General features: G+C 65.8%; 26 protein-coding genes, 1 tRNA gene and 1 other RNA gene. 13 read left to right on the forward strand and 15 right to left on the reverse strand.

From position 1 onward, the window contains the following. Positions 1 to 24: 24 nt before the first annotated feature. Positions 25 to 1,212 (forward strand): xylose isomerase, encoded by a 1,188-nt coding sequence (gene xylA, locus J2S97_RS06565; protein ID WP_307047662.1) that lies wholly within the window; start codon positions 25 to 27, stop codon positions 1,210 to 1,212. Positions 1,213 to 1,297: 85 nt separating this feature from the next. After that, positions 1,298 to 2,725 (forward strand): xylulokinase, encoded by a 1,428-nt coding sequence (xylB, locus tag J2S97_RS06570; protein WP_307047664.1) that lies wholly within the window; start codon positions 1,298 to 1,300, stop codon positions 2,723 to 2,725. Here xylB and J2S97_RS06575 read toward each other — a convergent pair. Together J2S97_RS06575 and map are read right to left on the reverse strand one after the other, a co-directional pair. Then, the gene (locus tag J2S97_RS06575; RefSeq protein ID WP_307047666.1) at positions 2,715 to 3,620 is read right to left on the reverse strand and encodes an aldose 1-epimerase family protein; all 906 of its coding nucleotides are present in this window, start codon (positions 3,618 to 3,620) and stop codon (positions 2,715 to 2,717) included. The genes xylB and J2S97_RS06575 overlap by 11 nt on opposite strands. Positions 3,621 to 3,703: 83 nt before the next feature. Next, positions 3,704 to 4,471: a type I methionyl aminopeptidase gene (map, locus tag J2S97_RS06580; RefSeq protein WP_307047668.1), complete on the reverse strand. Its 768-nt coding sequence runs from the start codon at positions 4,469 to 4,471 to the stop codon at positions 3,704 to 3,706. A 126-nt stretch (positions 4,472 to 4,597) separates the two neighbouring features. Between map and J2S97_RS06585 the strand changes: the two genes are divergently transcribed. Then, complete coding sequence (locus J2S97_RS06585) at positions 4,598 to 5,287, forward strand: DNA alkylation repair protein (RefSeq protein ID WP_307047670.1); 690 nt, start codon at positions 4,598 to 4,600, stop codon at positions 5,285 to 5,287. 39 nt (positions 5,288 to 5,326) lie between these two features. On the opposite strand, the gene mptB is transcribed toward J2S97_RS06585, so the two are convergent. After that, entirely contained in the window at positions 5,327 to 6,883 is a 1,557-nt protein-coding gene (gene mptB / locus J2S97_RS06590; protein WP_307047673.1) for a polyprenol phosphomannose-dependent alpha 1,6 mannosyltransferase MptB, read from the reverse strand. A gap of 157 nt (positions 6,884 to 7,040) precedes the next feature. Between mptB and orn the strand changes: the two genes are divergently transcribed. The 3 genes from orn to def all read left to right on the forward strand — a co-directional run bounded on the left by orn (position 7,041) and on the right by def (position 8,611). Further along, entirely contained in the window at positions 7,041 to 7,676 is a 636-nt protein-coding gene (gene orn / locus J2S97_RS06595) for an oligoribonuclease (RefSeq protein ID WP_307047675.1), read from the forward strand. A 131-nt stretch (positions 7,677 to 7,807) separates the two neighbouring features. Beyond that, a tRNA-His gene (locus J2S97_RS06600) sits at positions 7,808 to 7,880 on the forward strand. 158 nt (positions 7,881 to 8,038) lie between these two features. After that, on the forward strand, positions 8,039 to 8,611 hold the full coding sequence (def, locus tag J2S97_RS06605; protein WP_307047677.1) for a peptide deformylase: 573 nt from the start codon (positions 8,039 to 8,041) through the stop codon (positions 8,609 to 8,611). A gap of 84 nt (positions 8,612 to 8,695) precedes the next feature. Here def and J2S97_RS06610 read toward each other — a convergent pair whose 3' ends face one another. From J2S97_RS06610 to rnpB, 4 genes are all read right to left on the reverse strand, one after another. Next, positions 8,696 to 9,493, reverse strand: coding sequence for an HNH endonuclease family protein (locus tag J2S97_RS06610; protein WP_307047679.1), 798 nt, complete (start codon positions 9,491 to 9,493; stop codon positions 8,696 to 8,698). Between the two features lie 92 nt (positions 9,494 to 9,585). Beyond that, entirely contained in the window at positions 9,586 to 9,795 is a 210-nt protein-coding gene (locus J2S97_RS06615; RefSeq protein ID WP_307047682.1) for a hypothetical protein, read from the reverse strand. A gap of 77 nt (positions 9,796 to 9,872) precedes the next feature. Further along, complete coding sequence (locus J2S97_RS06620; protein ID WP_307047683.1) at positions 9,873 to 11,354, reverse strand: glyceraldehyde-3-phosphate dehydrogenase; 1,482 nt, start codon at positions 11,352 to 11,354, stop codon at positions 9,873 to 9,875. A gap of 278 nt (positions 11,355 to 11,632) precedes the next feature. Next, positions 11,633 to 12,025: RNase P RNA component class A (gene rnpB, locus J2S97_RS06625), an RNA gene on the reverse strand. 111 nt (positions 12,026 to 12,136) lie between these two features. Between rnpB and J2S97_RS06630 the strand changes: the two genes are divergently transcribed. Beyond that, the gene (locus J2S97_RS06630) at positions 12,137 to 12,991 is read left to right on the forward strand and encodes an alpha/beta hydrolase (RefSeq protein ID WP_307047685.1); all 855 of its coding nucleotides are present in this window, start codon (positions 12,137 to 12,139) and stop codon (positions 12,989 to 12,991) included. A 60-nt stretch (positions 12,992 to 13,051) separates the two neighbouring features. Beyond that, positions 13,052 to 13,816 (forward strand): YaaA family protein, encoded by a 765-nt coding sequence (locus tag J2S97_RS06635; RefSeq protein WP_307047687.1) that lies wholly within the window; start codon positions 13,052 to 13,054, stop codon positions 13,814 to 13,816. Positions 13,817 to 13,877: 61 nt separating this feature from the next. On the opposite strand, the gene J2S97_RS06640 is transcribed toward J2S97_RS06635, so the two are convergent. After that, positions 13,878 to 14,615, reverse strand: a complete 738-nt coding sequence (locus tag J2S97_RS06640) for a zinc ribbon domain-containing protein (RefSeq protein ID WP_307047689.1) — start codon at positions 14,613 to 14,615, stop codon at positions 13,878 to 13,880. Positions 14,616 to 14,675: 60 nt separating this feature from the next. Then, a complete protein-coding gene (locus J2S97_RS06645; RefSeq protein WP_307047691.1) occupies positions 14,676 to 15,608 on the reverse strand; it encodes a Nif3-like dinuclear metal center hexameric protein in 933 nt (310 codons plus the stop codon). 99 nt (positions 15,609 to 15,707) lie between these two features. Here J2S97_RS06645 and msrA point away from each other — a divergent pair, with 99 nt between their 5' ends. The 3 genes from msrA (at position 15,708) to epsC (ending at position 17,871) form a co-directional block, all read left to right on the forward strand. Beyond that, positions 15,708 to 16,232, forward strand: a complete 525-nt coding sequence (msrA, locus tag J2S97_RS06650; RefSeq protein WP_307047693.1) for a peptide-methionine (S)-S-oxide reductase MsrA — start codon at positions 15,708 to 15,710, stop codon at positions 16,230 to 16,232. Between the two features lie 77 nt (positions 16,233 to 16,309). Further along, positions 16,310 to 17,245 carry a cysteine synthase A gene (gene cysK, locus J2S97_RS06655; RefSeq protein WP_307047695.1) on the forward strand — a complete coding sequence of 312 codons (936 nt, stop codon included), beginning with the start codon at positions 16,310 to 16,312 and terminating at the stop codon, positions 17,243 to 17,245. A 41-nt stretch (positions 17,246 to 17,286) separates the two neighbouring features. Continuing rightward, positions 17,287 to 17,871, forward strand: a complete 585-nt coding sequence (gene epsC, locus J2S97_RS06660) for a serine O-acetyltransferase EpsC (protein WP_307047697.1) — start codon at positions 17,287 to 17,289, stop codon at positions 17,869 to 17,871. Here the strand turns inward: epsC and J2S97_RS06665 are convergent. Then, positions 17,868 to 18,701: an oxidoreductase gene (locus J2S97_RS06665; protein ID WP_307047699.1), complete on the reverse strand. Its 834-nt coding sequence runs from the start codon at positions 18,699 to 18,701 to the stop codon at positions 17,868 to 17,870. The two genes, epsC and J2S97_RS06665, sit on opposite strands and share 4 nt — an antisense overlap. 135 nt (positions 18,702 to 18,836) lie before the next feature. Next, positions 18,837 to 20,273 (reverse strand): NADP-dependent phosphogluconate dehydrogenase, encoded by a 1,437-nt coding sequence (gene gndA, locus J2S97_RS06670; RefSeq protein WP_307047701.1) that lies wholly within the window; start codon positions 20,271 to 20,273, stop codon positions 18,837 to 18,839. Positions 20,274 to 20,547: 274 nt separating this feature from the next. Here gndA and J2S97_RS06675 point away from each other — a divergent pair, with 274 nt between their 5' ends. Then, a complete protein-coding gene (locus tag J2S97_RS06675) occupies positions 20,548 to 21,276 on the forward strand; it encodes a FadR/GntR family transcriptional regulator (RefSeq protein ID WP_307047703.1) in 729 nt (242 codons plus the stop codon). 53 nt (positions 21,277 to 21,329) lie between these two features. Here the strand turns inward: J2S97_RS06675 and J2S97_RS06680 are convergent, their stop codons facing one another. From J2S97_RS06680 to J2S97_RS06690, 3 genes are read right to left on the reverse strand one after another with little or no spacing between them, the layout of a single operon-like run. Then, positions 21,330 to 22,397: an L-idonate 5-dehydrogenase gene (locus J2S97_RS06680; protein WP_307047705.1), complete on the reverse strand. Its 1,068-nt coding sequence runs from the start codon at positions 22,395 to 22,397 to the stop codon at positions 21,330 to 21,332. Next, positions 22,397 to 23,167 (reverse strand): SDR family oxidoreductase, encoded by a 771-nt coding sequence (locus tag J2S97_RS06685; RefSeq protein ID WP_307047706.1) that lies wholly within the window; start codon positions 23,165 to 23,167, stop codon positions 22,397 to 22,399. The genes J2S97_RS06680 and J2S97_RS06685 overlap by 1 nt, the downstream gene beginning before the upstream one ends. A gap of 13 nt (positions 23,168 to 23,180) precedes the next feature. Beyond that, on the reverse strand, positions 23,181 to 24,152 hold the full coding sequence (locus J2S97_RS06690; RefSeq protein ID WP_307047708.1) for an NAD(P)-dependent oxidoreductase: 972 nt from the start codon (positions 24,150 to 24,152) through the stop codon (positions 23,181 to 23,183). A gap of 70 nt (positions 24,153 to 24,222) precedes the next feature. Here J2S97_RS06690 and J2S97_RS06695 point away from each other — a divergent pair, with 70 nt between their 5' ends. Beyond that, entirely contained in the window at positions 24,223 to 25,287 is a 1,065-nt protein-coding gene (locus tag J2S97_RS06695) for a D-2-hydroxyacid dehydrogenase (RefSeq protein WP_307047710.1), read from the forward strand. 93 nt (positions 25,288 to 25,380) lie between these two features. Here J2S97_RS06695 and J2S97_RS06700 read toward each other — a convergent pair whose 3' ends face one another. Further along, a complete protein-coding gene (locus J2S97_RS06700) occupies positions 25,381 to 26,004 on the reverse strand; it encodes an FMN-binding negative transcriptional regulator (protein ID WP_307047712.1) in 624 nt (207 codons plus the stop codon). Positions 26,005 to 26,007 lie beyond the last annotated feature (3 nt).

A 26,007-nucleotide genomic window follows, 5' to 3' on the forward strand; every position in this document is an offset into this window, starting at 1 on the left:
GCCCCTCTGAACCAAGGACGCTTCATGACTCTTCAGCCCACCCCTGCAGACCGTTTCACCTTCGGCCTTTGGACCGTCGGCTGGACCGGCGCGGATCCGTTCGGCGTCGCCACCCGCCCCGCACTGGACCCAGTCGAGGCCGTACGCAAGCTCAGCGAACTCGGCGCCTACGGCATCACCTTCCACGACAACGACCTGATCCCGTTCGACGCCACGTCCTCCGAGCGCGGTCTGATCCTGAAGAACTTCAAGGCAGCCCTGGCCGAGACCGGCCTGAAGACCCCCATGGTCACCACCAACCTGTTCAGCCACCCGGTCTTCAAGGACGGCGGCTTCACCTCCAACGACCGGTCCGTCCGCCGGTTCGCGCTCAGCAAGGTCCTGCAGAACATCGACCTCGCAGCCGAGCTGGGCGCCGAAACCTTCGTGATGTGGGGCGGACGCGAAGGCAGCGAATACGACGGCTCCAAGGACCTCTCGGCCGCCCTGGACCGCATGAAGGAGGGCGTGGACACGGCCGCGGCCTACATCAAGGACAAAGGCTACGGCCTCCGGATCGCCCTGGAACCCAAGCCCAACGAGCCCCGCGGTGACATCTTCCTTCCGACAGTCGGACACGGGCTGGCCTTTATCGCCCAGCTCGAACACGGCGACATCGTGGGCCTCAACCCGGAAACCGGCCACGAGCAGATGGCCGGACTGAACTTCACCCACGGCATCGCCCAGGCACTGTGGGCAGGGAAGCTCTTCCACATCGACCTCAACGGCCAGCGCGGCATCAAGTACGACCAGGACCTCGTCTTCGGCCACGGCGACCTGACCAGCGCATTCTTCACGGTGGACCTTCTCGAAAACGGGTTCCCCAACGGCGGCCCCAAGTACGACGGTCCGCGTCACTTCGACTACAAGCCCTCCCGCACCGACGGCTACGACGGTGTCTGGGAATCCGCAAAGTCCAACATGTCCATGTACCTGCTGCTCAAGGAACGCGCCCTCGCCTTCCGCGCCGACCCCGACGTGCAGGAAGCGTTGAAGACGTCCGGCGTGTTCGAACTCGGCGAGCCCACACTTGCCGCCGGCGAGACCGCCGCGGAGCTGCTCGCTGACGCCTCCGCCTTCGCGGAGTTCGACGCCGATGCGGCCGCCCAGCGCTCGTTCGCCTTCGTCCGCCTCAACCAGTTGGCCATCGAGCACCTGCTCGGCGCCCGCTAGGCCCGCTTTCCCCAACAGCACTACCCGCTGCCGCCGGATCCGGATATTGCCGGGTCCGGCGGCAACCTTGCAGAAAGAACCCGCCATGCCGCTAGTCGCCGGAATCGACAGCTCCACACAGTCATGCAAAGTGGTGATCCGCGAAGCCGGCACCGGCGTGCTGGTCCGCCAGGGGCGCGCGGCCCACCCCGAAGGCAGCGAGATCCACCCCGACCACTGGTGGACTGCCCTCCAGGAGGCCATCGCCCAGGCGGGCGGCATTGACGACGTCGCCGCCGTGTCCGTCGGCGGCCAGCAGCACGGCATGGTGTGCCTGGATTCCTCCGGTGCGGTGGTCCGCCCGGCGCTGCTGTGGAACGACACACGCTCGGCCGGCGACGCCGAGCAGCTCATCGCAGAGGCGGGCGACGGCGACCCCGCCGCCGGCGCCGCCTTTTGGGCGGAGGCGACAGGGACCGTCCCGGTGGCGTCCCTGACCATCACTAAACTTCGCTGGCTGGCACGGGAGGAACCGGACAATGCCCGCCGCGTCGCGGCCGTCTGCCTCCCGCATGACTGGCTCAGCTGGCGGCTGGCCGGCCACGGACCAGGAACGGGTCCGTCGTCGCTGCAGCTGCTCCGGACTGACAGGTCCGACGCGTCCGGCACGGGCTACTTCTCCACGGCGTCGGGGACCTACTTACCGGAGATTCTCGAGAAGGCCCTTGGCCATGTGCCGGTGCTTCCCGCCGTCGCCGGTTCACTGGAGGCCGCCGGGCAGACCCCGGCCGGTGCGCTCATCGGCCCCGGAGCCGGCGACAACGCCGCTGCTGCCCTCGGCGTCGACGCGCGTCCCGGCGATGTTGTGGTGTCGCTGGGAACGTCAGGGACCGTCTTCGCCGTCTCTGCGGCTCCCGCCGCCGATGCGACCGGACTCGTTGCCGGTTTCGCAGATGCCACCGGCAACTTCCTCCCCCTTGCCTGCACACTGAACGCCACCCGGATTTTCGATTCCACCGCTGCGCTGCTCGGCGTGACCCTTGCCGGACTCACGGAACTCGCCCTGGACGCCCCGGCCGGATCCGGCGGGCTCACGCTTGTGCCGTATTTCGAAGGTGAACGCACACCCAACCTGCCGCACGCCACCGGCTCCCTCCACGGGGCCACCCTGGCCAGCTACACGCGCCCCAACCTGGCCCGGGCCGCCGTCGAAGGCGTGGTCTGTTCCCTCGCGGACGGCCTGGCGGCTTTGCAGGCACAGGGGGTCACTGCCGCGCGGATCATCCTGGTGGGAGGCGGGGCGCAGTCCGCTGCGGTGCAGCAGATTGCCGCCTCCGTATTCGGCCTCCCCGTCGTGGTGCCCGAGCCAGGGGAATACGTGGCCGACGGCGCCGCCCGCCAGGCGGCGGCCGTCCTCACGGGACGGTGGCCGGAGTGGGAATCGGCCCGGATCAACGTGACGTCGCCCGGCGGCGGCTCCCCGGACGTCCTCGCCCAGTACCGGCGTTACGCGGGGGCCTACCTCAACGGTTGAGCGCCCGGATGGTCCAGCTGGCCTCGTGGGACTCCCCCGGGGCCAGCCGGATCACGCCGGTACCGCTGTTGAACGCATCCGGCGGGCACGTCATGGGTTCAACCGCGAGGCCAAGCCGGGACGGCCCTGCGGGTTTGTCCGCGGTGTGGATCTGCAGCCACGGCCACGCACTATCCCACTCCAGCTCGACGCCGGTGCCGGACGGGTCAAAGGCCCGAACGGCCGCGAGGCCGTCCCCGTTGGGAATCAGGCCGGTAAAGGCATGGTCGATCTCCACGGCACCCAGGAGCTTTTCGGTCCGGAAGTCGAAGGCGTGGCCCTCGACGCCGGCCATGCCTTCGGGCAGGAGCCTGTCGGCGGAGACCTCCATGTATTCGGTGGCCGGGATCTGCACGGTCCACTCATCGAGCGGGGCGTTTCCGGCTACAAGGTACGGGTGGGGGCAGACGCCGTAGGGCGCCGCATCCGCCCCAATGTTCTCGGCACGAACGGTGCTGCGCAGCCCGTCGGCCCGCAGCTCGTATTCAACGGAGACGTCAAGGCGCCCCGGATACCCCTCGCCCGGCTCGACGCGGGCGCCAAGGCGGACGGACAAAGCGGTCTGTTCCCGCAGTTCCCACAGTGCCCCGAACACCAGTCCGTGAAGGGCGGTCCCCCGCTCCTCCTCGTTGACCGCGGCCTGGAAATCCCCGCCGTCGAAGCTGTAGCGGCCATCAGCCAGCCGGTTCGGCCACGGAGCACAGATGACACCGCGGTAGTCCGGGATACCGCCGTCGGCGCCGAAGCTGATCACCAGATCGCGGCCGTCGTGCCGGAGTTCGCGGAGGGCCCCTCCCCTGGCCGTGGCGATGGCGGTGTAGGGGCCGAAACTGATCTGGTGCTCGGTGGCGGTCATGTGGTTTCCGTTACTGCTGGGAGAGGTTGTTAGCGCTCACTATTGTAATCCCCTGCCATCACTTCCCGCGATGGGCGCGGCCATCAGGGCAGCGTGAGGATCACCGGCCCGTCCGCCGTGACGGCGACGGTGTGTTCGCTGTGGGCCGCCCGGCGGCCGTTGGCGGACCGCAGCGTCCACTCGTCGTCGTCGTGGTAGTAGTCGTCTTTGCCTCCGAGGATCAGCATCGGTTCAATGGCGATCACCAGCCCCTCCGTCAGTTTTATGCCACGGCCGGGACGACCATCGTTCGGCACAGGAGGCTCTGCGTGCATCGTCCGGCCGATCCCGTGACCGCCGTGATCGGCCAGCAGGCCGTAGCCGGCCCGGCGTGCCGCTCCGCCGATCGCATAGGCAAGGTCGCCCATTTTGTTGCCGATCCGGGCCATCTCGATTCCACGCGCCAGGGCCGCATCGGTGGCAGCAACCAGCGCGAGGTCCATCGGATCCGGAGTGCCGACGACGAAGCTGACGGCGGCATCCCCGCACCAGCCCTCCAAGAACGCGCCGCAGTCCACACTGAGGAGGTCACCGTCCTGTAGCCGGTAGTCGTTCGGGATCCCGTGGACCACTGCGTCGTTGACGCTGGTGCAGATGACACCCGGAAAAGGAACCGAGGCCCACCGGGGACGGTAGTTGAGGAAGGCGGGCGCTGCACCCGCGGCCGAAATCGTCTCGGCGGCCAGTTCATCAAGTTCCTTGAGGGAGACACCCACATCCGCTGCGTCCTTCACCGCAGCCAGGGTGTTAGCCACGACCCGCCCGGCCTCACGCATCTGCGCAATCTCGTCTGGGCTCTTGATCATGGACATGCTGGTACCTCCGGGATGCTGGCGCAGTCCCGGAGGATTGCCTTCTCCGGCGGACCGCTGTTTTGTGCTCCACTCTAGGGCCCGGACACCAGGTAAGCACGGACCACTTGTGGCTATCGTTGCTCCATGGGACACAGCGACGTGCTTGCAGCCATCCGGGCCAGGCTCACCGCCTCCGCCGACCCGGCGCGTGGCGCTGGCGCACAGGCCTACCTGAAATCGGCCATGCCGCAGTTGGGCGTGCGTGTGCCCGAGGTGCGAAGGATCGTCAAAGCTGAGGCCGCAGCCGCGCCGTTCACGTCGGCCGACGAGCTGAGGTCAGCCGTGCTGGAGCTCTTCCGGACGGCGACCTACCGGGAGGAACGGTATGCCGCGATAGACCTGACGGCCTCGCGGCTTGTGAGGACGGACCTGGCAATGTTGCCTGTCTACGAGGAAATCATCCGCACCGGAGCGTGGTGGGACCTGGTGGACGGTGTGGAAGACCGGCTGGGCCGGCTGCTGCAGGCTCACCGGAGCGTGTTGACACCGGTCCTGCTGCGGTGGAGCACGGACCCGGACTTCTGGATCCGGAGGTCGTCCATCACGGCCCAGTTGGGGGCGAAAGCCAACACCGACACCGAACTCCTGGCCGCCGTTATCGAGGCCAACCTGGCGGACCGGGAGTTCTTCATCCGCAAGGCCATCGGCTGGGCGTTGCGCGAGTACGCAAAAACCGATCCTGCGTGGGTCAGGCAGTTTGCTGCGAAGCACGCGGCCGGCCTCAGCCCGCTTTCACTCCGCGAGGCGCTCCGGAACCTGCCTGCAGAAGACTGACCGCCGGGAATAGACGGACCGAACTGTGTCCGGCTCCCGTCAGATGACCGGGCGGGTGGTCACCGGCTCGTCCGGTTTGCTGAACAGCTGCTTCGTTTTGGGGTCCAGGAAGATCAGGTACAGCGCGAACATCAGGGCGATGATGGCCGCGGCGTTGCGTGCAAGGGCCAGGGGAAGGCCCAGGTCCTCGGTCTGCAGGTAGGGGAAGACTTCCAGCTGGTCCGAGATGGCGTAAACCATAAAGAAGGACACGATGAAGTAGAGGGCCTTCACCTGCCAGTCGTCCCGGATGCCGGTAACGGCAAACAGCGGGATAAGCCACACCACATACCAGGACTGGATCATGGGGGCGAGCAGGACCACTGCCGCGAACGCCAGGGTGAGCCGGCGCATCAGCCGGTCATGGTCGCCGCGGAAGATCTGCCAGGCGACGATACCGACGGCGAGCAGCTTGCCGGCGTCGTAAACCCATTTGGCCAGCCCCCAGCCGTCCAGCCCGAAGGCGTTGGAGATGGAGGCCACCACGAGCCCCAGCAGGCCGACCGGGGCGTACCAGATCCAGATGCTGCCGGGGGCGGACAACCCGTTCACCCAGCCGAAGCCGAAGCCGTTCACCAGGCTCATGCCGTACAGGATTGCCACGCTGATGCCGGCTGTGAGTCCCCAGAAAATGAACTTCCGTGGCCAGGCTGCGTTCTTACCGGCCCAGAGAAGCCCGATGAACGGCAGGAACACGATAGTGATCGGTTTGACGGAGATCGAAAGCGTCACAAGCACGAGTCCGAACACCACACGCTTGGTAGCGCAGTAGTAGAGCCCGGCCAGCGCGAGTCCGATCATCAGCGCATCGTTGTGGACGCTGGCGATGAAGTTGGTGAGGAAGAGCGGGTTGGCTGCAGTCAGCCACAGCGCCCGGTGCGGATTCACGCCGTGCAGCTCCGCCAGTTTGGGCACATAGACAATGCACAGCACGACGCCAACGAGCGCCGCCAGCCGGAACAGCATCACGCTGGCTTCCGGGTGCACGTTCGTGGTCCACACCACGAGTTGTTCAATCCACAGGAACAGCTGGCCGTACGGAACCGGCGCTTCCGTCCACATCTTGTCAGCACCGAGCTGGAAATAGTTGGACAGGGCCGAGATGCCGTTCTCGTAGGGGTTGAAGCCTTCGACCATAAGGCGGCCCTGCCCGATGTAGGCGTACACGTCCCGGCTGAAGAGCGGCACGGAGAACATCATGGGCAGCCCCCACAGGGCGACTGCCTGCAGCGTGGCCTTGCGGGCACCAGCGCCCCAAACACGCACACGCTGGCCAAGGCGAAGCCAGGCACGGACCAGGAGCATGCCGCCCACGGCCAGCAGCACGATGGACAGCGCAACTCCCACGGCTTCTGTGCGCATCCAGATGAACAGCGGCAGGCGGCGAAGCTCCGAGACGGGGGCGAGCCAGCCGACCCCCAGCGAGCCGATCGCCATGAACATCGAACCTGCGAACCCCGAGAGGAGGGGTGAGAGGGCGTTGTCCACTTCAGCCGCTGCCGGCTCCGGTGACGTACCGGCAGCCACATTTCCCGCCGCAGGTACAGGCGCCGTCATCTCAGGATCGTCCAATCTGTTGTGGGGCATATTTCACCCGATGGCAGCCGGGCAGGCCGGCGGAAGCGGGGCCGCAGCAGTGAAGAAAGGGCACCGCCACGTACCCGAAATCCTAGCATCGGACAGCTCAAGAGCCGCGAAACGGTAGGCTGGGCGGGTGCCTATAACTAACGAACGCATTGTCTGGATCGACTGCGAGATGACCGGCCTGGACCCCAAAAACGACGCCCTCATTGAGGTTGCCGCCCTGGTCACCGACTCTGAACTGAACATTCTCGGCGAAGGTGTCGACGTCGTCATCCGCCCCGATGATGCCGCCCTGGCCCAGATGAACGACTTCGTCCGGGACATGCATACGCGCTCCGGCCTGCTCGAGGAGCTTCCGCACGGCAAAACCATGGCCGAAGCCGAGGCCGTCATCATGGAGTACATCGCGAAGTGGGTTCCGGACCCCCGCAAGGCCCCGCTGGGCGGCAACTCCGTGGGCACCGACCGCGTGTTCCTCGCCCGGGACATGCCCGCCGTGGTGGAGCACCTGCACTACCGGGTGATTGACGTCAGCACCATCAAGGAACTCTCGCGGCGCTGGTTCGCCCGCGCGTACTTCCAGGCCCCGGCCAAGCACGGCGGCCACCGCGCCCTCGGGGACATCAAGGATTCCATCGATGAGCTGCGGTATTACCGCGAGGCGATCTTTGTTCCCGCGCCGGGTCCGGACAGTGCCACCGCACAGCGCATTTCGAAGTCCGTCATGGCCTCCGCCGGAACCCTCGCGGAGCCTGCAGAAAAGTAATCTGCACCACGTTTGCGGGAAATTTTCGCAAAAGGGGCAAAAGTGGCAAAAACACCCCCGCGGAGCAGGTAAGCTATATGACGTTGCCTTCCAAGACAGCCGGATAGCCGGACGGTCTCGCAGGGCACATGGTGGGCGTAGCTCAGTTGGCAGAGCGCCTGGTTGTGGTCCAGGAGGTCGCGGGTTCAACCCCCGTCGCTCACCCTCATGAAGGGCAGGATTTTCCGCCCTTACGTAAAGGCCGCACCGGTTATCCGGTGCGGCCTTTATTTGTTTCCTGGAAAGGTCCATGGCACCGGCTGTCGTGCGGGCCGGACTCTTCCCGGACCTGATCCCGCACAGCATCAAAGGAACAACCTGACATGACCGTTCTGCCGATCACCATCTGGGGCGAGCCGGTCCTGCACCGCCGGGCCGCCGAAGTGGAAGTCTTCGACGACGAACTCCGCACGCTCATCGCCGACATGTTCGAGACGAACGACGCCGCCAACGGAGTGGGGCTCGCCGCACCGCAGGTGGGCGTGGGCAAGCGCATCTTTGTTTACAAGTTCGCCAATGACGACGGCGTTTCCCCTGCGGGAGTGCTGGTGAACCCGGTCCTTACGCTGTCCAAGGTTTCCGGCGCCCTTCCGGACCCGGACGAGGAGGTGGAGGGCTGCCTGTCGTTTCCCGGCGGCCAGTATCCCCTCAAGCGTGCGGAGTGGGCGCGGGTCCAGGGGTTTGACGGTGACGGGAAGCCGGTGGACTTTGAAGCCACGGACTGGTTCGCCCGGATCATCCAGCATGAGTACGACCACCTGGACGGCAAGCTCTACGTGAACCGGCTGATGGACCGCTACGCCCGGAAGGCCATGAAGCAGGCCAAGCGGAGCGGCTGGGGAGTTCCCGGCCTGACCTGGATGCCCGGCGTCGACCCCGATCCCTTCGGGCACTGAGCCAAACGGCACACCAGCGGCTACTGCGCCGCTGGGCGCCGCTGCTGGACGACGCTGCTGAACGGCGCCCGGCTCCCCCGGCTGCTAGCGGGGAATGACCGTCTGCTGCTGCGGGCACGATGCCAGCACCCGCTTCATGGCATCCTTCTCCGGCTGCGTGACCCACAGCGCGTAAGCGGATTTCACGGAAATCTGGCGGGCGACATAGTGGCACCTGAAGGCCCTGTTCTTCGGCAGCCAGCTGGCTGCGTCTGAAGCGCTTTTCTCCTGGTTGGCCGGACCGTCCGCGGCCACGAGGTTTAGGGGATCATTGGCGAGGCTCTGGCGCTGTTGCGGCGTCAGCTGCTGGGCGCCCTTCTGCCAAGCGTCCCCCAGCGCCACCACATGGTCGATCTGGACGGCCTTGCTGCTTTCCGCTCCCCTTGTAAAGGTCACCACCGCCCCGGTGTACGGCTCGTGGAACTGGCCGGCTGCCACGCGGCAGCGCGATCCCTCAGTAAACTGCGCGCCGGCCAGGTCACGCCGCAGGATGTCGTTGCGGGTGTCGCAGCCGTTGCGGTCCACATCCATCCACGCCTGGCCGAATGCAGTGCGCTCGTAGTTGTCATTGGCGGCCCGCCCCTTTACGGCGAGGGTCTCCAGCGCCGCCTCGGCACTGCCTTCGGGCACCGGCCGGACCGGGGGAACGGGTTTCATCCACGATGGGTCCAGCACCGGAGCTTCGCTGGGACCGGTGACCGGCGGCTCTGCGGCGGCGAACTGGCCGGCGATGAAAAACCAGGAAACGGCGGCAACCAGTCCTACGGCCAGCACAATCAGGATTGCCCAGGCCTGACGGGAGCGGCGCCGGGCGCGGCGGTACGCCGTCCAGCTGATGGTCATGGCTGATGGGTCCGGTGACGATTCCTATGCACGCGAAAAGCCTAGGCCGGGGCACTGACAACCAGGCCGATATCCACAGTGTGGAGGAGCGGTTACTGCTCCTTGATCACACGTTTGAGGTCTTCGGTGGCGATGTCCAGCAGGTCCTCGAGCTGTTTGACCCGGCTTTCCGGAACCTCTCCCGCAGCATGCGCCACGCGCGCCTGTTCGAAGAGACGGGTGGCTTCCTTGTGGTTCTGGCGCGCTACGTCGAGGGCGTGTTCCAGCGTGGTCTCATGTTCGAGAGTCGATTCCTGTTCCATGACACCATTCTGTGTCGGTTTCCCGGCGGATGCCAGAGCACCCGCCGGGAAACCTCAATGCTGAAACAGCCCGGCCGCTAGACCGCTGCGATCGCTGCCAGCGCCGCGGCCGGCTCCTTGACGGGGAACGACGGCGGGTTGACGCCTGCCATTTCCTCCATCACGCGGACTACCTGGCAGCTGTAGCCGAACTCGTTGTCGTACCAGACGTAGAGGACAAGGTTCTTGTCATTGGAGATGGTGGCAAGGCCATCAACAATTCCCGCGCGGCGTGAGCCGACGAAGTCGGTGGAGACCACTTCCGGCGAATCGATGTAGTCGATCTGCTTGCGCAGGTCCGAGTGCAGCGACATCTGCCGCAGGAAGTCGTTGACTTCGTCCTTGGTGGTGCCGTGCTCCAGGCTCAGGTTCAGGATGGCCAGGGACACGTCCGGGGTGGGAACGCGGATGGAGCTGCCGGTGAGCTTGCCCAAGAGTTCGGGCAGTGCCTTGGCCACGGCCTTGGCGGCACCTGTTTCGGTGATCACCATGTTCAGCGCGGCGGAACGTCCACGGCGGTCGCCCTTGTGGAAGTTGTCGATCAGGTTCTGGTCGTTGGTGAAGGAGTGGACCGTCTCGACGTGGCCGTGGACCACACCGAACTTGTCGTTGATGGCCTTCAGGACCGGAGTGATGGCGTTGGTGGTGCAGGACGCGGCCGTGACGATCTTGTCCGAATCCAGGATGGTGCCGTGGTTGATGCCGTGGACGATGTTCTTCAGGTCGCCCTTGCCCGGTGCCGTGAGCAGGACGCGCGAAACGCCCTTGGCCAGCAGGTGCTGGGACAGGCCTTCGGCGTCGCGCCAGCGTCCCGTGTTGTCCACGACCAGCGCATCCTTGATGCCGTAGGCCGTGTAGTCCACCGTGGAGGGGTTGTCCGAGTAGATGACCTGGACCTGCACGCCGTTGGCCGTGATGGTGTTGTTCTCGGTGTCGACCTTGATGGTGCCCTCGAACGAGCCGTGGACGGAGTCGCGGCGGAGCAGGCTGGCCCGCTTGGCGAGGTCGTTGTCCGAGCCGCGGCGGACCACGATGGCGCGGAGCCGGAGGCCGTGACCGCCACCGGCCTTTTCGATCAGGAGGCGCGCCAGCAGGCGGCCAATACGGCCAAAGCCGTAGAGCACGACGTCGGTGCTGGTGCGGTCATCGCCGCCCCGCTTGCCCACGATGTCGGCGAGTTCAGCGCGTAGGAACTCATCCAGGCTCGCACCGTTGGCCTCGGTCTTGTACTTCTGGTTCAGGCGGGCGATGTCGATTGCCGCAGCGCCCAGTTCCAGACCGGCGAGGGCATCCAGCAGCGGGGCCGTCTCTTCGAGGAGCAGCTCGTCCTTGCTCATCCGGCGTGCAAAACGATGCGCCTTCAGGATGTTCATGGTGGACTTGTTGATCAGGCTGCGGCCGTGGATTGAGGTCACCACGTTGTTCTCGCGGTACAGCCGGCCGATCACCGGGATCATGGCCTCGGCAAGCGCCTCCCGGCCCATCCACGTATCAAGACAAGAATCTGACGTCTGGCTCACAGAACTACCTTCCTTGGGTCAACCACATACGTCTTCGTATGCGGATGTCGGCCACCGGAGGTATTCCGGGGCACAGGCATCGGCGGGGATTCGGTCCACCCCGGACGCCTTGGAGAAACGCAAAGAAAAACCGCCAGCTGCGAACGCAGACCCGGCGGCAGAACTTCTACGTTCGCTATCCATTCTAAGGTGGCAAAGCCCCCTCCACCGCCGCGAAGAGCGTGAAGTCACTCACACGGCCTCGCTGGCTCGCCGGGTGGCCGGCCGGATGCTTGTGGTGGATGGGTTGACCGATACGCCGGGTTCTGTGTTCCCGCGCCGTTGCCGGGGCGGGAATAGCGGCCATCCATCTACGAACGCCGTTGCCGACGCCCTCCAGCGGCCTACCCGGGCACTCGGGCGAGCAGCCCTCGAACGTGCCCTGTCTGGCCTTGCTCCGGGTGGGGTTTACCTAGCCTTCCCGGTCACCCGGGAAGCTGGTGGTCTCTTACACCACCGTTTCACCCTTACCTGCTTCGTGCCGCTTTCAAAACCGGCGCGATGCAGGCGGTCTGTTCTCTGTGGCACTGGCCTGCGGGTTACCCCGAGTGGGCGTTACCCACCACCCTGCCCTGCGGAGCCCGGACGTTCCTCGAGCCACTTGCGTGACGCGCAGCCGCCTGGTCAACCCATCCGCATTTCATTCTACGTGCAGTGGCGGCCCGTTCCGTCCGGGCACTGGTCCCGCCCCCGTTGTTCGGGACGGTCTCCGCTTCCCGCGCCATCCCGCCTATGATCGGGCCATGGGTTCGCCTGGAATTTCCCGCCGCCGCTTGCTGGGGCTCGGAGCCGGCGCTGCCGCGGCCGCCTCCCTGGCTGCGTGCTCCGCCGGGACGACATCCGGCCCCGCCGCGCCGTTGTCCATGCGCACCGGCAGCTTCACCTCGCAGTTCCGGCCGCAGACCGCCACGAACTGGTCCCTGGCCGTACCCGGGACGGGCAGCTCCCCCGGATCCCCGGTGGGTGCCACAGCCGGAACTCCTCCCGTGGCGCTCTTCCTGCACGGGACAGGCTCCGACCACCGGATGATCTTCGAGGAGCTCCGTGCGGCCAACGTCCTGTCACAGCACGTGGCCCGCGGCGGGACGCCGTTCGCGATCGCGGCCGTGGATGGCGGCGAAAGCTGGTGGCACCGCCGCGCAACCGGCACGGACACACAGGCGATGGTGGTGGAGGAATTCATCCCGCTGCTGGCGGACCAGGGCCTCGACACCGGCAGGATCGCCGTTTTCGGCCTGTCGATGGGCGGATTTGGCGCGCTGCTCCTCGCGTCCCAGCACCGGATCCCCGGACTCCGTGCCGTCGCGGCGATGAGCCCGGCAGTCTGGAGCCTGCACGACGCCGGGCGGACGGACAATTTTGACAGCGCCGAGGATTTCGCGGCCAACGACATCTTTGCCCTCCGGCCGGAGCTTGAGCTGCTGCCGAAAAGAATCGACTGCGGCACGTCCGACAACCTGCTTTACAGCGTGCAGGACTATGTAAGCGGCCTGCCCGGCGACCGTGAGGGTGGGTTCCAGCACGGCGGCCACGACGACGGCTACTGGCGCTCCATCCTCCCGGAGGTCTTCGCTTTCCTGGGCCGGAACTTGGCCTGACGCGTGCAGCCGCCGTCACCGCAGCGTCCGTTTTTTTGCGCGCGCCGGTAAGATCGTACGGTGCTGATTCTGCTGCCGCCGTCTGAAGGCAAGACCCCCGCTCCCACCGGTGACGCCGTCGACTGGACCGCCCTGAGCTTTCCCTCTTTGAATACTTACCGCGCGAAGGTGCTGGAGGCACTGGGAAACGTCAGCGCCCACCATGACGCCCTCGCGCTGCTGGGCGTCGGCGCCTCGCTGAGTGCCGACGTCGAACGCAACACCCGGCTGCATACGGAGCCGGCCGCTCCGGCGCACCAGGTCTACTCCGGAGTCCTGTATGACGCGCTGGGCTACCCGTCACTGACGGCGGCGCAGCGCCGCAAGGCGGATGAGTCGGTGCTGGTCATTTCCGCCCTCTGGGGCGCCATCCGCTTTGCCGACCGGGTGCCGGCCTACCGGCTGTCGATGGGGACGTCACTGCCCGACGTCGGCCGCCTTGCCTCGTTCTGGAAGCCGCAGATTTCGGATGCGCTGGCTGCTGAAACCGAAGGCGAGCTGTTGGTGGACTGCCGCTCCAGTACCTACGCCGCCGCTTGGTCTCCCCCGCCGGCGCAGACAGTTGCCGTCAACGTCTTCACGGAGGTGAACGGCGTCCGCAAGGTGGTCAGCCACTTCGCCAAGCACACCCGCGGCGAGCTGGCACGCCACCTGATGACGCGCCGCGGCGCCGGCCCCCGCACGCCTGCCCAGCTGCTCAAGGCGGCCCGGGAAAAGTGGGAAGCCGAGCTGGTCGAAGGCACGGCGCGCAAGGCGCACGCCCTCAACATCATCCTGCCCAACTGACTCGCAGTTAACGTCGTCATTCGCGCTTTTCACGACGTTAACTGCCAGTTACTTGGGGTGGCTAGGCCCACTCCGCCGAGCGGACCAGGATGCAGCCGGAGTCCGGGCAAAATACGATGTCGTCCTCGGCCGCTGCCTTGATCTCGGCAAGATCGCCGGGGCTAAGCTGCATTCCCGAGCCTTCGGACTTTCCGTGGAACAGCCTGGCCGCGCCCACTCCGCGCTTGGCAAGGGTCTTTTCGTAGACGGCAAGCATGCCCTCGTCAAGGCCCGCGGCGAACTCCTTGCGCTGGGCACCGACCTCAGCCGCCTCGCCGGCGATCTCGGCCAGGGCCGCGTCCAGCTCGGCGCGGATCACGCCGAAGGAGCCCTGGACGTCGTCCACAATCTTCTGCTGGGCTGCCTGGCGTTCCCGGAGTCCTTCGAGGCGCTCCATGACTTCCAGTTCAACGTCCTCGAGGACTGAACGGCGTTTGTTGAGCGAGGCAATGTCGTTCTGTAGCGCCACGAGGTCCTTGGACAGGCCGGTGCCGCTGTTCAGCCGTGCTTCGTCCCGTTCGATCCGGGAAGCCACCTGCTCGACGTCCGCTTCCGAGCGCTTGAGTTCGGCTTCCGCGTCGTGAACAGCCATCTTGGCGGCTCCGAGCTCACCGTTGGCCACGGACAGCGCAGCTTCAAGGTCGCTGATGCGGGGATCGCCCTCGATGGTCCGGCGGCGGTTGGCCAGGGACTTGAGCCTCGCGTCGAGTCCCTGCAGTTCGAGCAATTTCAACTGTTCCGCCGGTGCTGCCTTGGCCACTATTACCTCCGCTTGTTCCTACCGGCCGTAACCGGGCACCGGATCGGCGCAGTTTAGACTCTAGTCCCCGCCCGGAGTGAGAATGAAGTCCCACGGATCGCTGTTGGTGGTGCTGACGCGGATGTCAACGTCGTGGCCCTGGTCGGTCAGGACATTTCCCAGCGCGTCGGCCGCAGCGGGCAACCACAGCCATTCGCTGGCGAAGTGCGAAACGTCGATGAGGTACGGCCTGTCGTTCACGGCATTCTCACGGGCCTCGGACGCCGGGTGGTGGCGAAGGTCCGCCGTCACGAAGATGTCGGCGTTGCTTGCCCGGACCTCGTTGAACAGCGAGTCTCCCGCGCCGCCGCAGACGGCGACGCGCCGGACCAGCCCGTCCTTGTCCCCGGACACCCGGACCCCTCCCGCCACCGACGGCAGGATGCCGTAGACGCGCGCTGCGAAGTCTCCCAGGGTCATAACGTCCTCAAGGTCCCCTACCCGGCCGATTCCTTCTTCGGGCAGGCCGTTCGCGGCGGGGGTGAGGGGAACCACGTCGTGGAGGCCAAGGGCGTCCGCGAGGACGTCCGAGACGCCGCCGACGGCGGAGTCACCGTTGGTGTGGACGGTCAGGAGCCCGGTCCCGGATTCGATGAGGCGGTGGACCGCTTTGCCTTTTGCCGTCGTCGCCGCCACTGACGTGACTCCCTTGAGAAGCAGCGGGTGGTGCGTGATCAGCAGTTCAGCACCCCATTCAATGGCTTCCTCGATGACGTCAAGGGTGGGATCGACCGCGAACATGATCCTGCTGACCTCGGCTGACGGATGGCCGGCCACCAGGCCCACCTCGTCCCATTCCTCGGCGAGCGACTCCGGCCAGAGCTCTTCGACCGCCAGCAGGATCTCGCCGAGCGTGGGGGCGTCGGAGGCTTCGGCCGCCTCAGTGGACTCCGCACCGGCGTGACCGGCAGTGGTAGGCGCGTCGTCTGCAACGTCGGTGTTCACAGGTTCCATACCCTCATTTTTACCCTATCCGCCGGCTTCGCCTGCACGTGTAACAGTCTCGTAAGGTGGTGGGGGAATCATCAGCGCGCTTCAACCATTGAAGAGGACATGAAAACTTTTGTGCTTGGCGGAGGCTGTTTCTGGTGCCTTGACGCCGTCTACCAAAAAACCAAAGGTGTCACGTCGGTCATTTCGGGCTACACCGGGGGCCATGACCGCCATCCGGACTATTACTCGGTCTGCTCAGGCACCACGGGCCATGCCGAAGTTGTTGCGGTGAGTTTCGATGAGGACGTGATCCCTGCCGAAATCATCCTGGACATGTTCTTCGCCCTCCACGATCCCACCACGCTCAACCGCCAGGGGTACGACGTCGGCACGCAGTACCGCTCGTCCATGTTCTACGAGACCACCGAGGAAAAGATCCTCTTCGAGGAGGCGATCGAACGGAACCAGGAACTGTGGGCACATCCGATCGTCACGGAGGTCAGCAGGCTGCCCGTGTTCCATGTGGCCGAGGATTTTCACCAGGACTACTACGCCAAACATCCGGAACAGGGCTATTGCCAAGTGATCATCAACCCGAAGCTGGCCAAGGCCCGGAAATATTACTCTGCATGGCTTAATGCTTAGCAGCGTTCCGGCCGCCCTCGTTAGGCTGACCTCAGTATTCGCTGTTCAGAGAACTCTTCAGAGATAGGCACAAATACATGGCACGGATCTACGACGACGTCACCCAGCTTGTCGGCGGCACTCCGCTGGTCAGGCTCAACCGCCTGACCGAGGGCCTGGACGCCCAGGTGGCCGTCAAGCTTGAGTTCTACAACCCGGCCAACAGCGTCAAGGACCGTATCGGCGTCGCCATTGTTGACGCCGCGGAGAAGTCCGGCGCCCTCAAGCCCGGCGGAACCATCGTCGAAGGAACCTCCGGCAACACGGGCATCGCCCTGGCCATGGTGGGTGCCGCACGCGGCTACAAGGTCATCCTGACCATGCCCGAGACCATGTCGACGGAACGCCGTGTCATGCTCCGTGCTTTCGGTGCGGAGATCGTGCTGACCCCTGGTTCCGAAGGCATGCGCGGCGCCGTCGAAAAGGCCCAGGAGATCGTGGCCAACACGGAGAACTCCATCTGGGCCCAGCAGTTCGCCAACGAAGCCAACCCGGAAATCCACCGCACCACCACCGCCGAGGAAATCTGGTCCGACACTGACGGCAAGGTGGACATCTTCGTCGCCGGTATTGGCACCGGCGGCACCGTGACCGGCGTGGGCCAGGTCCTGAAGGAACGCAACCCGGACGTCCAGATTGTCGCCATCGAACCGAAGGACTCCGCAATCCTGAACGGCGGCGCCCCCGGCCCGCACAAGATCCAGGGCATCGGCGCCAACTTCATTCCCGAGATCCTGGACACCAACGTCTACGACGAAGTCCTTGACGCCACCCTGGAGGATTCGGTCCGCGTGGCCCGCGACCTGGGAGTCAAGGAAGGCATCCTGGGCGGCATCTCCTCCGGCGCGATTGTCTGGGGAGCCCTGGAGCTCGCCAAGCGCCCGGAGAACGCCGGCAAGCTGATCGTCGCGGTTGTCTGCGACTTCGGTGAGCGTTACATCTCCACCGTGCTCTATGACGACATCCGAGGCTAAGTCTTAGCCCGCCATTCCCTGTTTCCTGTAGAAAGGTCTTTGTGAGCTTTTTCGCAAGACTTAAGGAAGACCTCGACGCCGCCCGGTCGCATGACCCGGCGGCTCGAGGTTCTTTTGAGAACTTTTTTGCCTACTCCGGCCTCCATGCCATCTGGGCGCACCGCCTCACCCACAAGCTCTGGCAGAATCCCTCGCTCCGTTTCCCGGCACGCCTGATTTCGCAGCTGGCGCGGTTCCTGACCGGCATTGAGATTCATCCGGGCGCGACCATCGGCAAGCGCTTCTTCATCGACCACGGCATGGGTGTGGTTATCGGTGAAACGGCGGAAATCGGTGAGGACGTCATGATCTACCACGGCGTAACGCTTGGTGGACGGTCCCTAGCGAAGGTCAAGCGGCACCCCACTATCGGGGACCGGGTGACCATCGGCGCCGGCGCCAAGGTCCTGGGCCCCATCACCATCGGGCGCGACAGCGCCGTGGGTGCCAACGCCGTAGTGGTCAAGGACGCGCCGCCGGAATCCATCATCACCGGAATTCCGGCAACGTGGCGCCACCGGGACGCCCAGCGCGAAACCAAACCTGCCGTGGACCCGGCTGAGTACTACATCGAGTACCGGATCTAGCGGCCCAACCGCTGGTAGATGGCCCAGAAGACCGCGTCGAACACACGGTCCGGCAGGAGTCGCCGCAGTGTCACGATGGCGCGGGCGCCCTTGCCTACCGGATAACGGGTCTTGGGGCGGGCGGCCGTTGCGGCGTGGACGATGGCCTCGGCTATGACTTCCGGGTGCGTTGACATGCCGGAGCCCTCGGTGGAGGCCAACGCCGCGGCGACAATTTTCGCCTGGTCCTGGTAGGGGCCGTGCCCGGAAGTTGCCAGCAGGCTCTCGCCTGAGATGCCGCCCCATTCCGTCTGGGTGCCCGCCGGTTCGATGATTGACACCTTGATGCCGTGGGGCTTGAGTTCCAGGCGCAGGGAGTCGCTGAGCCCTTCGACGGCGAACTTCGTGGCGTGGTACCAAGCACCCAGTGGCTCGTACATCTTGCCGCCGATGGAGGACATGTTGATGATCCTCCCCTGCGCCGCTGCGCGCATGGCAGGGAGCACCAATTGGGTCATGCGCGCGAGTCCGAAGACATTGACGTCGAACTGCCGGCGGCCTTCCGCCGGGTCCACCTCTTCCAAGGAACCGTAGGACCCGTAGCCGGCGTTGTTGACGAGCACATCGATCCTGCCGTGGGCTTCGAGGATTGTAGCCACGGCTGCCGCCATGGATGCCTCATCCGTGACGTCCAGGCTCAGCACCTCCACGCCGAATGCCTTCAACGGCTCCATCTTCGCGACCCGACGGGCCCCGGCGTACACGGTGAATCCGTTCTCGCTGAGCTTTTTGGCAGCCTCGAACCCGATGCCGGTGGATGCACCGGTGACAAACGCGACAGGCTGGGACATGTGCAGCACTCCTTGGTAACGGCAGGCATCGGAAACGCGGACCTGTTAACGCCAACGGCCGCCGCCTCCCAGAGTATCCGGGAAGCGACGGCCGTTGATGTCACCGTTGATGTGAGAACCGGTGGGGCGTAGAAGCTAGTGGGTGTCCACTGCCTCGATTTCGGACTTGTCCTCGCCCCAGAGGGTGTGGAACGTGCCCTCTGCGTCAACACGGCCGTAGGTGTGCGCACCGAAGAGGTCGCGCTGTCCCTGGATCACGGCGGCCGGCAGGCGCTTGCGGCGCAGGCCGTCGTAGTACGCCAGCGAGGAGGAGAACACCGGGACGGGGATACCCAGCTGCACTGCCGTTGCAACAACGCGGCGCCAGGCCGGGAGGACCTCGGCGATGGCCTTGGTGAAGGCCGGAGCGAACAACAGGTTGGCCGGCTTTTCCTCCGCTGCGTAGGCCTTGGTGATCTCCTTCAGCAGTTCCGCACGGATGATGCAGCCGCCGCGCCACAGCGAGGCGATCTCGTCCAGCTTCAGGTCCCAGCCGTATTCCTTGGCGGCCGAGGTCAGCATGTCCAGGCCCTGGGCGTAGGAAACCAGCTTGGAGGCGTACAGCGCCTGGCGGACGTCCTCGACGAAGGTTTCCGGGACCTCGACGGCGATTTCCTCGCCGGCGAGCAGTTCCTGGGCCAGCTTGCGCTGTTCGGCCTGGGACGAGAGCGCACGTGCGAAGACGGATTCGGCGATGCCCGACGTCGGGGATCCCAGCTCGAGTGCGGAGATGACCGTCCAGCGTCCGGTGCCCTTCTGGCCTGCTGCGTCCACGACGACGTCGACGAACGGCTTGCCCGTGCGGGTGTCCACGTGGCCGAGGACCTCCGCGGAGATTTCGATCAGGAACGAGGCGAGCTCGCCCTTGTTCCACTCGGCGAAGATCTTGGACTGCTCGGCCGGTTCGATGCCGGCACCGGAGCGCAGCAGGTCGAAGGCCTCGCCGATGACCTGCATGTCGGCGTATTCGATGCCGTTGTGGACCATCTTGACGAAGTGGCCGGCGCCGTCGGTGCCGATCCAGGCGCAGCAGGGCTGGCCGTCAACGTTAGCGGCGATCTTTTCCAGCAGCGGCCCGAGGGCGTCGTAGGACTCCTTGGATCCGCCGGGCATGATGGACGGGCCGTTCAGGGCGCCTTCCTCACCGCCGGACACACCAATGCCCACGAAGTGAAGGTCCTTCTTGGCGAGGGCCGCTTCGCGGCGGCGGGTGTCCTCGTAGTGCGAGTTGCCGGCGTCGATGATGATGTCGCCGGCCTCCAGAAGGGGCTCAAGCTGCTCGATCACGGAGTCGACCGGCTTGCCGGCCTTGACCATGATGAGTACGCGGCGGGGCTTTTCCAGGGAATTCACAAGCTCCTGGAGGGTTTCGGTACGCACGAAGTCGCCGTCGTGTCCGTGCTTTTCCAGCAGCGCGTCAGTCTTCTCAACAGACCTGTTGTGCAGGGCAACGGTGAAGCCGTTACGGGCCAGGTTGCGGGCGAGGTTGGCCCCCATCACCGCAAGGCCGGTGACACCGATGTGTGCTGACATCAAAACTCCAATTCATTTCTGTGCAACGTGTGCATTCTGTTCCGCACTTCCTGCGGAACACGCTTTTAAGAACCAGTGGCTGTCAATAAACCATATGTATTTCCGCGGACAACGGGAAAGTTGCGCCCACGTTTTGGAAGGCGGCGCGTCATAAAACAGTCTATGATGCCGCCAGCGTCCGGCCGGGCCGCTTGTGCCGGCTCCCGCCACGGATTGAGCGCCCACCGGACGGCCGGCACCGGACGGCAGTGCCCGCCCGATTATGCTTACGACTATGTCAACCAGCCTCCATCATCGTGCCATTGAACATCTGGGAACCCGTATCGTGAGCGGCACCCTGCCCACTGGGCATGTGATGCTGGCTGAGCACCTCGAAGATGAGCTGAAGGTTTCCCGCTCCGTGGTGCGCGAAGCGGTCCGGGTGCTGCAGTCCCTCGGCCTGGTTGAAACCATCAAGCGCGTGGGAATCCGCGTGCTTCCGGCGAGCCGCTGGAACCCGTTCGATCCGTTGGTCATCCGCTGGCGCCTGGCCGGCGACGGCCGCGGCGCCCAGCTCAGGTCGCTCGCGGAGCTGCGCTCCGCCGTCGAACCCGTCGCCGCCGAACTGGCTGCCGCAAACGCCCCCCAGGATCTCCGGAAGGAACTGCTGGACGTGTCGCTGGCCATGCGCGACGCCGGCCGGGCCGGCAACGTGGCGGAGTTCCTGCAGCTGGACATCCGCTTCCATTCCCTTCTCCTCACCGGTTCCGGCAACGAAATGTTCGCCAATCTCGTGGGCCAGGTCGCGGAAACCCTGACCGGCCGGACCGTCCACGGCCTCATGCCGGACCACCCGCGTGAGACCGCGCTGCAGTGGCATGTGGACGTGGCGGAGGCCATCTCCGCAGGGGACACGGCCGGGGCCCGGGAGGCCTCCAGCCGGATCATGCGCGAGACGATCACCGAAATGGAGGCCAGCTGGCGTGACCAGCCCCGGGTCTTCGTACCGCTGCCGCAGGGCTGAGTGCCCGCCGGCCGGGCGACGCGCAGCCCCCCGCGCCCCAACTCCCCGGGGCCCTACTCCCCCGGCGCCGGACGGAAGTCCAGGAGCACTTTCCCGGATTCAGCCGAATTCCTGGCCACTTCAAAGGCCTCAAGACCGCGGTCAAGCGGGAATTCATGAGTGACCACGGGGTCCACGAACAGCGTGCCGTCCGCGAGCGCCGCAATGACCTCGTCAATTTCAGCGTTGAAGCGGAAGGAGCCCAGCAGCTCCAGCTCGCGCGTGATGGCCAAGGAGATCAGCACGGGCTGCGGCCCGGAAGGCAGGAGCCCGACCATCACCACCTTGCCGCCGCGGACGGCGCCTTTGATGGCGGAGGCAAGGCCGTGGTGGCTGCCGGATGACTCGATGACCACATCCGCTTCCACCGCGGCGATGGCCTCGGCCTCGTCGCCTTTCAGGACTTCGTCGGCGCCGACGGCCCGGGCGATCTCCAGCGGTTTGGGGTGCATGTCCACGGCCACAATGCGCCGGGCACCCGCACGCTTGAGGACGGCCACGGCCAGGGCGCCGATGGGTCCGCTGCCGATCACCAGGGCCGTCTTCCCTTTGACGTCACCGGCGCGGGCCACAGCATGCCAGGCAACGGCAGCCGGCTCGGCCAGGGCCGCTGTCCGGAGGCTGAGGCCTTCCGGCAGCGGTCGGAGCATCCGGGCCGGCAGTGTGGCGTACCGGCTAAAGGCGCCGTCGGTGTGCGGAAAGCGGGCGGCGCTCCCCAGGTAAGTGCAGCCTGGGGACAGGTTGGGCCGGTCCTCGGGATACCGCGCACTGCCGGGGCCGGGTGTGGCCGGGTGGACGGCGACGGCGGTCCCGGCCGCGGGTCCGGTGCCGTCTGCTGCCGCCTGCAGGACGGTGCCCACAATTTCATGCCCCAGGACCAGCGGAGCCTTCAGGATCGATTCACCGGCGGCACCGTGCAGCCAGTAGTGCAGGTCAGAGCCGCAGATACCGCCGTAGGCGATCTCCACAACCGCCTGGTCCGCCGCAGGGGCAACCAACGGCACGTCCTCGATCCGGAGGTCGCCGGCTGCATGGGCCACTACCGCTGCCGAGGTCGTGGGGAGTTCGTGGGTGCCGGGCATCAGACCACCACCGTCATTCCGCCATCGATGAAGATGGTCTGGCCGTTCACGAAGTTGGAGCCGTCCGAGGCCAGCCAGACCGCGGGGCCGGCCAGGTCCTGCACCGTCCCCCACCGGTGGGCCGGCGTGCGGCCGAGGATCCAGGAATTGAACTGTTCATCATCCACGAGGTTCTGCGTCATTTCGGTGTGGATGTAGCCCGGGGCGATGCCGTTGATCTGGAGGCCCGACGCTGCCCATTCCGCGGTCATGGCCCTGGTGAGGTTGCGGAGTCCGCCCTTGGCCGCGATGTAGGGGGCGATGGTGGGCCGCGCGAGGTCGGTCTGCACCGAGCAGATGTTGATGATCTTGCCATGTCCGCGCGGGATCATGTGCCGCGCAGCTTCCCGGCCCACCAGGAACGCGCTGGTCAGGTCCGTGGAGATGACCCGTTCCCAGTCCGCCACGTCGAGGTCCAGCATGGGGACGCGGTGCTGGATGCCAGCGTTGTTGACCAGGATCTCCAGCGGCCCGACGTTTTCTTCCACCCAGGTGACGCCGCGCGCGGCCTCGGTGTCCTTCGTGACGTCGAAAGCGCAGCTGTGGATCCGCCCCGGCGGGTAGTCGGCAGCCATCGCCGCTTCGGCGGCTTTCAGCCGTTCGGGGTTGATGCCGTTAAGCACCACCGTGGCGCCGGCATCCGCGAGGGCCCGCGCCAGGGCATTGCCGATTCCCCGGCTGGAGCCCGTGACCAGCGCGGTCCGGCCTGTCAGGTCAAAAAGTGCACTCATTGTTTCCTGTTCCTCAATTGGTCTTGACTGCTGCTTGTGACCGCTGGTTGAAACTTGCGTCCCTGCTGAGATTCGAAATGGTTTGCCGGACGGCGGCGAGATCGAGGTCGCCGAGCCCCTGGCGCTTCAGTTCGGCGTAAATTTCGACGCCGGCCGTCGCCATGGGCACGGCGGCGTCCACGGCCGCGGCGCTTTCCAGCACGAAGGAAAGGTCCTTGTGCATGAACTTTGCGGGGCCGGTGGGTTCGTAGGCCTTGGCGGCGAGGCGCGGCCCGACGACGTCGAGGACCGTGCTGCCCGCCAGCCCGCCGGACAGCACCTCATAGAGTGCCCCGACGTCCATCCCGGAGCGTTCGGCGAGCTCGGCGGCTTCCGCGAGAGCCGCCGTCGTGGTTCCCACGATCAGCTGGTTGCAGGCCTTGGCCAGCGAACCTGACCCGAGGGGCCCCATCAGCCTTACCGTGCCGCCCATTGCGTTGAACAACGGAAGGAGCCGTTGGAAGTCCCTTTCCTCCGCGCCGACCATGATGGCCAGCGTTCCGTCGCTGGCGCCTTGGGTGCCGCCGCTGACCGGCGCATCAACGACGATGGCGTTGCCACCGCTCGCGGCGGACACCCGCGCCCCGAAGTCCCGCACGGCTGCCGGGGAAACACTGCTCATGACCACCACGGCGGTACCTGCACCGGGCGGGTTTTGGGACCAGCAGGCAAACAGCCCGGCTGCGGCTTCCTCGATGTAGGACAGATCCGGGAGCATAAAGACAATGACCGGTTCATCGCGAAGCGCCGCAACGCCGGATGCGCGTTTTCCGCCGCTGGCCTCGAACTCCGCCAAAGCGGCAGCCGACCTGTTCCAGCCCGTGACGGTCCATCCGGATTCCAGCAGGTTGGCCGCCATATGGCCGCCCATCAGGCCCAGGCCAACGAAACCGGCCCTCTTTTCACTCGAAATTTCGCTCAAATCGTGGTCTGTCTGCGTATCCATCAGCAGCGGCACCTCACTTCATCGTGGTTAATGGAGGGAAATCTGTTCAATATCCTAGCCTCCATTCAGTATGATGAACACTATGACGACCAAAACCACCGTCGCAATCGCCGTCCCGCTCGAAGCTGAGCTGGTTGAGCGCATCCGCGCCGTAGATCCCGCCGTGACCGTCCTCTATGAGCCCGATCTCCTCCCGCCTGAACGGTTCCCCGCGGACCACTCCGGCGATCCGGACTTCAGGCGCACTCCGGAACAGGAGGAGCAGTACTGGGACATGCTGAACAAGGCCGACATCCTGTACGGCTTTCCCAACGAGAATCCTGCCGGACTTGCCCGCATCGCCCTCAGCAATCCCCGGCTCCAGTGGATCCACGCAATGGCCGCAGGCGCAGGCGGAGCTGTCAAAGCATCCGGCCTGGACCAGGAAACCCTGCAGAAATTCAAAGTCACCACCTCCGCCGGAGTACACGCCCTGCCGCTGGCGGAATTCGCCGCACTGGGTATCCTCAACGGCTTCAAGCGCAGCGCCGAGCTCGCCGTGGACCAGGCCGCCAAGGTCTGGCCGGAACTGCGCACCCCGACCCGCCTGGTGAACGGCTCCACCCTGGTAGTGACGGGCCTCGGTGAAATCGGGCTGGAAACAGCACGCATCGCCCGGGCACTCGGCATGAAGGTGAGCGGCACCAAACGGAACGTTGAGCCGATCGACGGCATTGAAACGGTTGCCGGCAACGACGGCCTGGCCGGTCTGCTCGCCTCGGCTGACGCCGTTGTGAATACCCTGCCCGGCACGCCGTATACCGAGAAGCTGTTCAACCGTGAGGTGTTCGCCGCCATGAAGCCGGGAACGGTGTTCGTCAACGTGGGCCGCGGCACAGTGGTGGACGAAGACGCCCTGCTGGAGGCGCTCGACAACGGCAAGGTGGGCTACGCCTGCCTCGACGTGTTCGCCGTCGAACCCCTGCCGCAGGACAGCCCGCTCTGGAACCACCCCAAGGTCATGGTGTCCCCGCACACTTCGGCCCTGAGCGCGGCGGAGAACCGGCTGATCGCCGAACGCTTCAGCAGTAACCTGCGGACATTCCTCGACGGCGGGGAACTCCCCCACCTCGTGGACACCGTGCACTTCTACTAAGCCCATAATCCAGGGTCCACTGGACCCCGCGGCACCCACAAACAGGGCGCCCCTCCGGCAACGGAGGGGCCGCCCTGTTTGTGGGTGCCGGGATTATTGCCGCCTTGCCCGCTCGACGTCGGCGGCGCTCTCAGCTTGGCCCCGGGCAGCAAGTCCGGCCACCACACCGTCGATGTCGGCGTCCGGGCGGTTTTGGCTGAGCTTGGTCTTCGCCTCGATCCTGGTGATAACCAGTTCCAGGCCCACGATGGCGCGCAGCTGCCCGGAAATGTAGCGCTCCGGTGCATCGTCCACGCTCCACGGGTGGTCAAAGCCTGCTTCGTTGGTGTCGGTCAGCCGCCTGACCTGGCCGGCGAGCCAGTCCGGGTCGTCGTGGATCACCAAGTTGCCGTATACATGCGCCGTGGAGTAGTTCCAAGTGGGCACAACGCGGCCGTGCTCGGCCTTGGAGGCGTACCAGGACGGCGAGACGTAGGCGTCCGCGCCCTGGACGATGGCAAGTGCTTCTCCGATCACCGGCTCGGACCACTGCGCATTGTTCCGGGCAACGTGGGTGTGCAGGGCACCATATTCGCCGATGGACGGATCGAAAACAAATGGCAGCAGCGTTGCCAGCATGCCCTGCGGGGTCATGGTGACCAGATTGGCTGCGGCCGGCCGGGAAAGGAGATGGCTGATCGCGTCCGGTCCGGCTGCGAAGTGGGTTGGAATGTACATGAT

Source organism: Arthrobacter oryzae, from assembly GCF_030812315.1.
GTDB classification, from domain to species: Bacteria; Actinomycetota; Actinomycetes; order Actinomycetales; family Micrococcaceae; genus Arthrobacter; species Arthrobacter oryzae_B.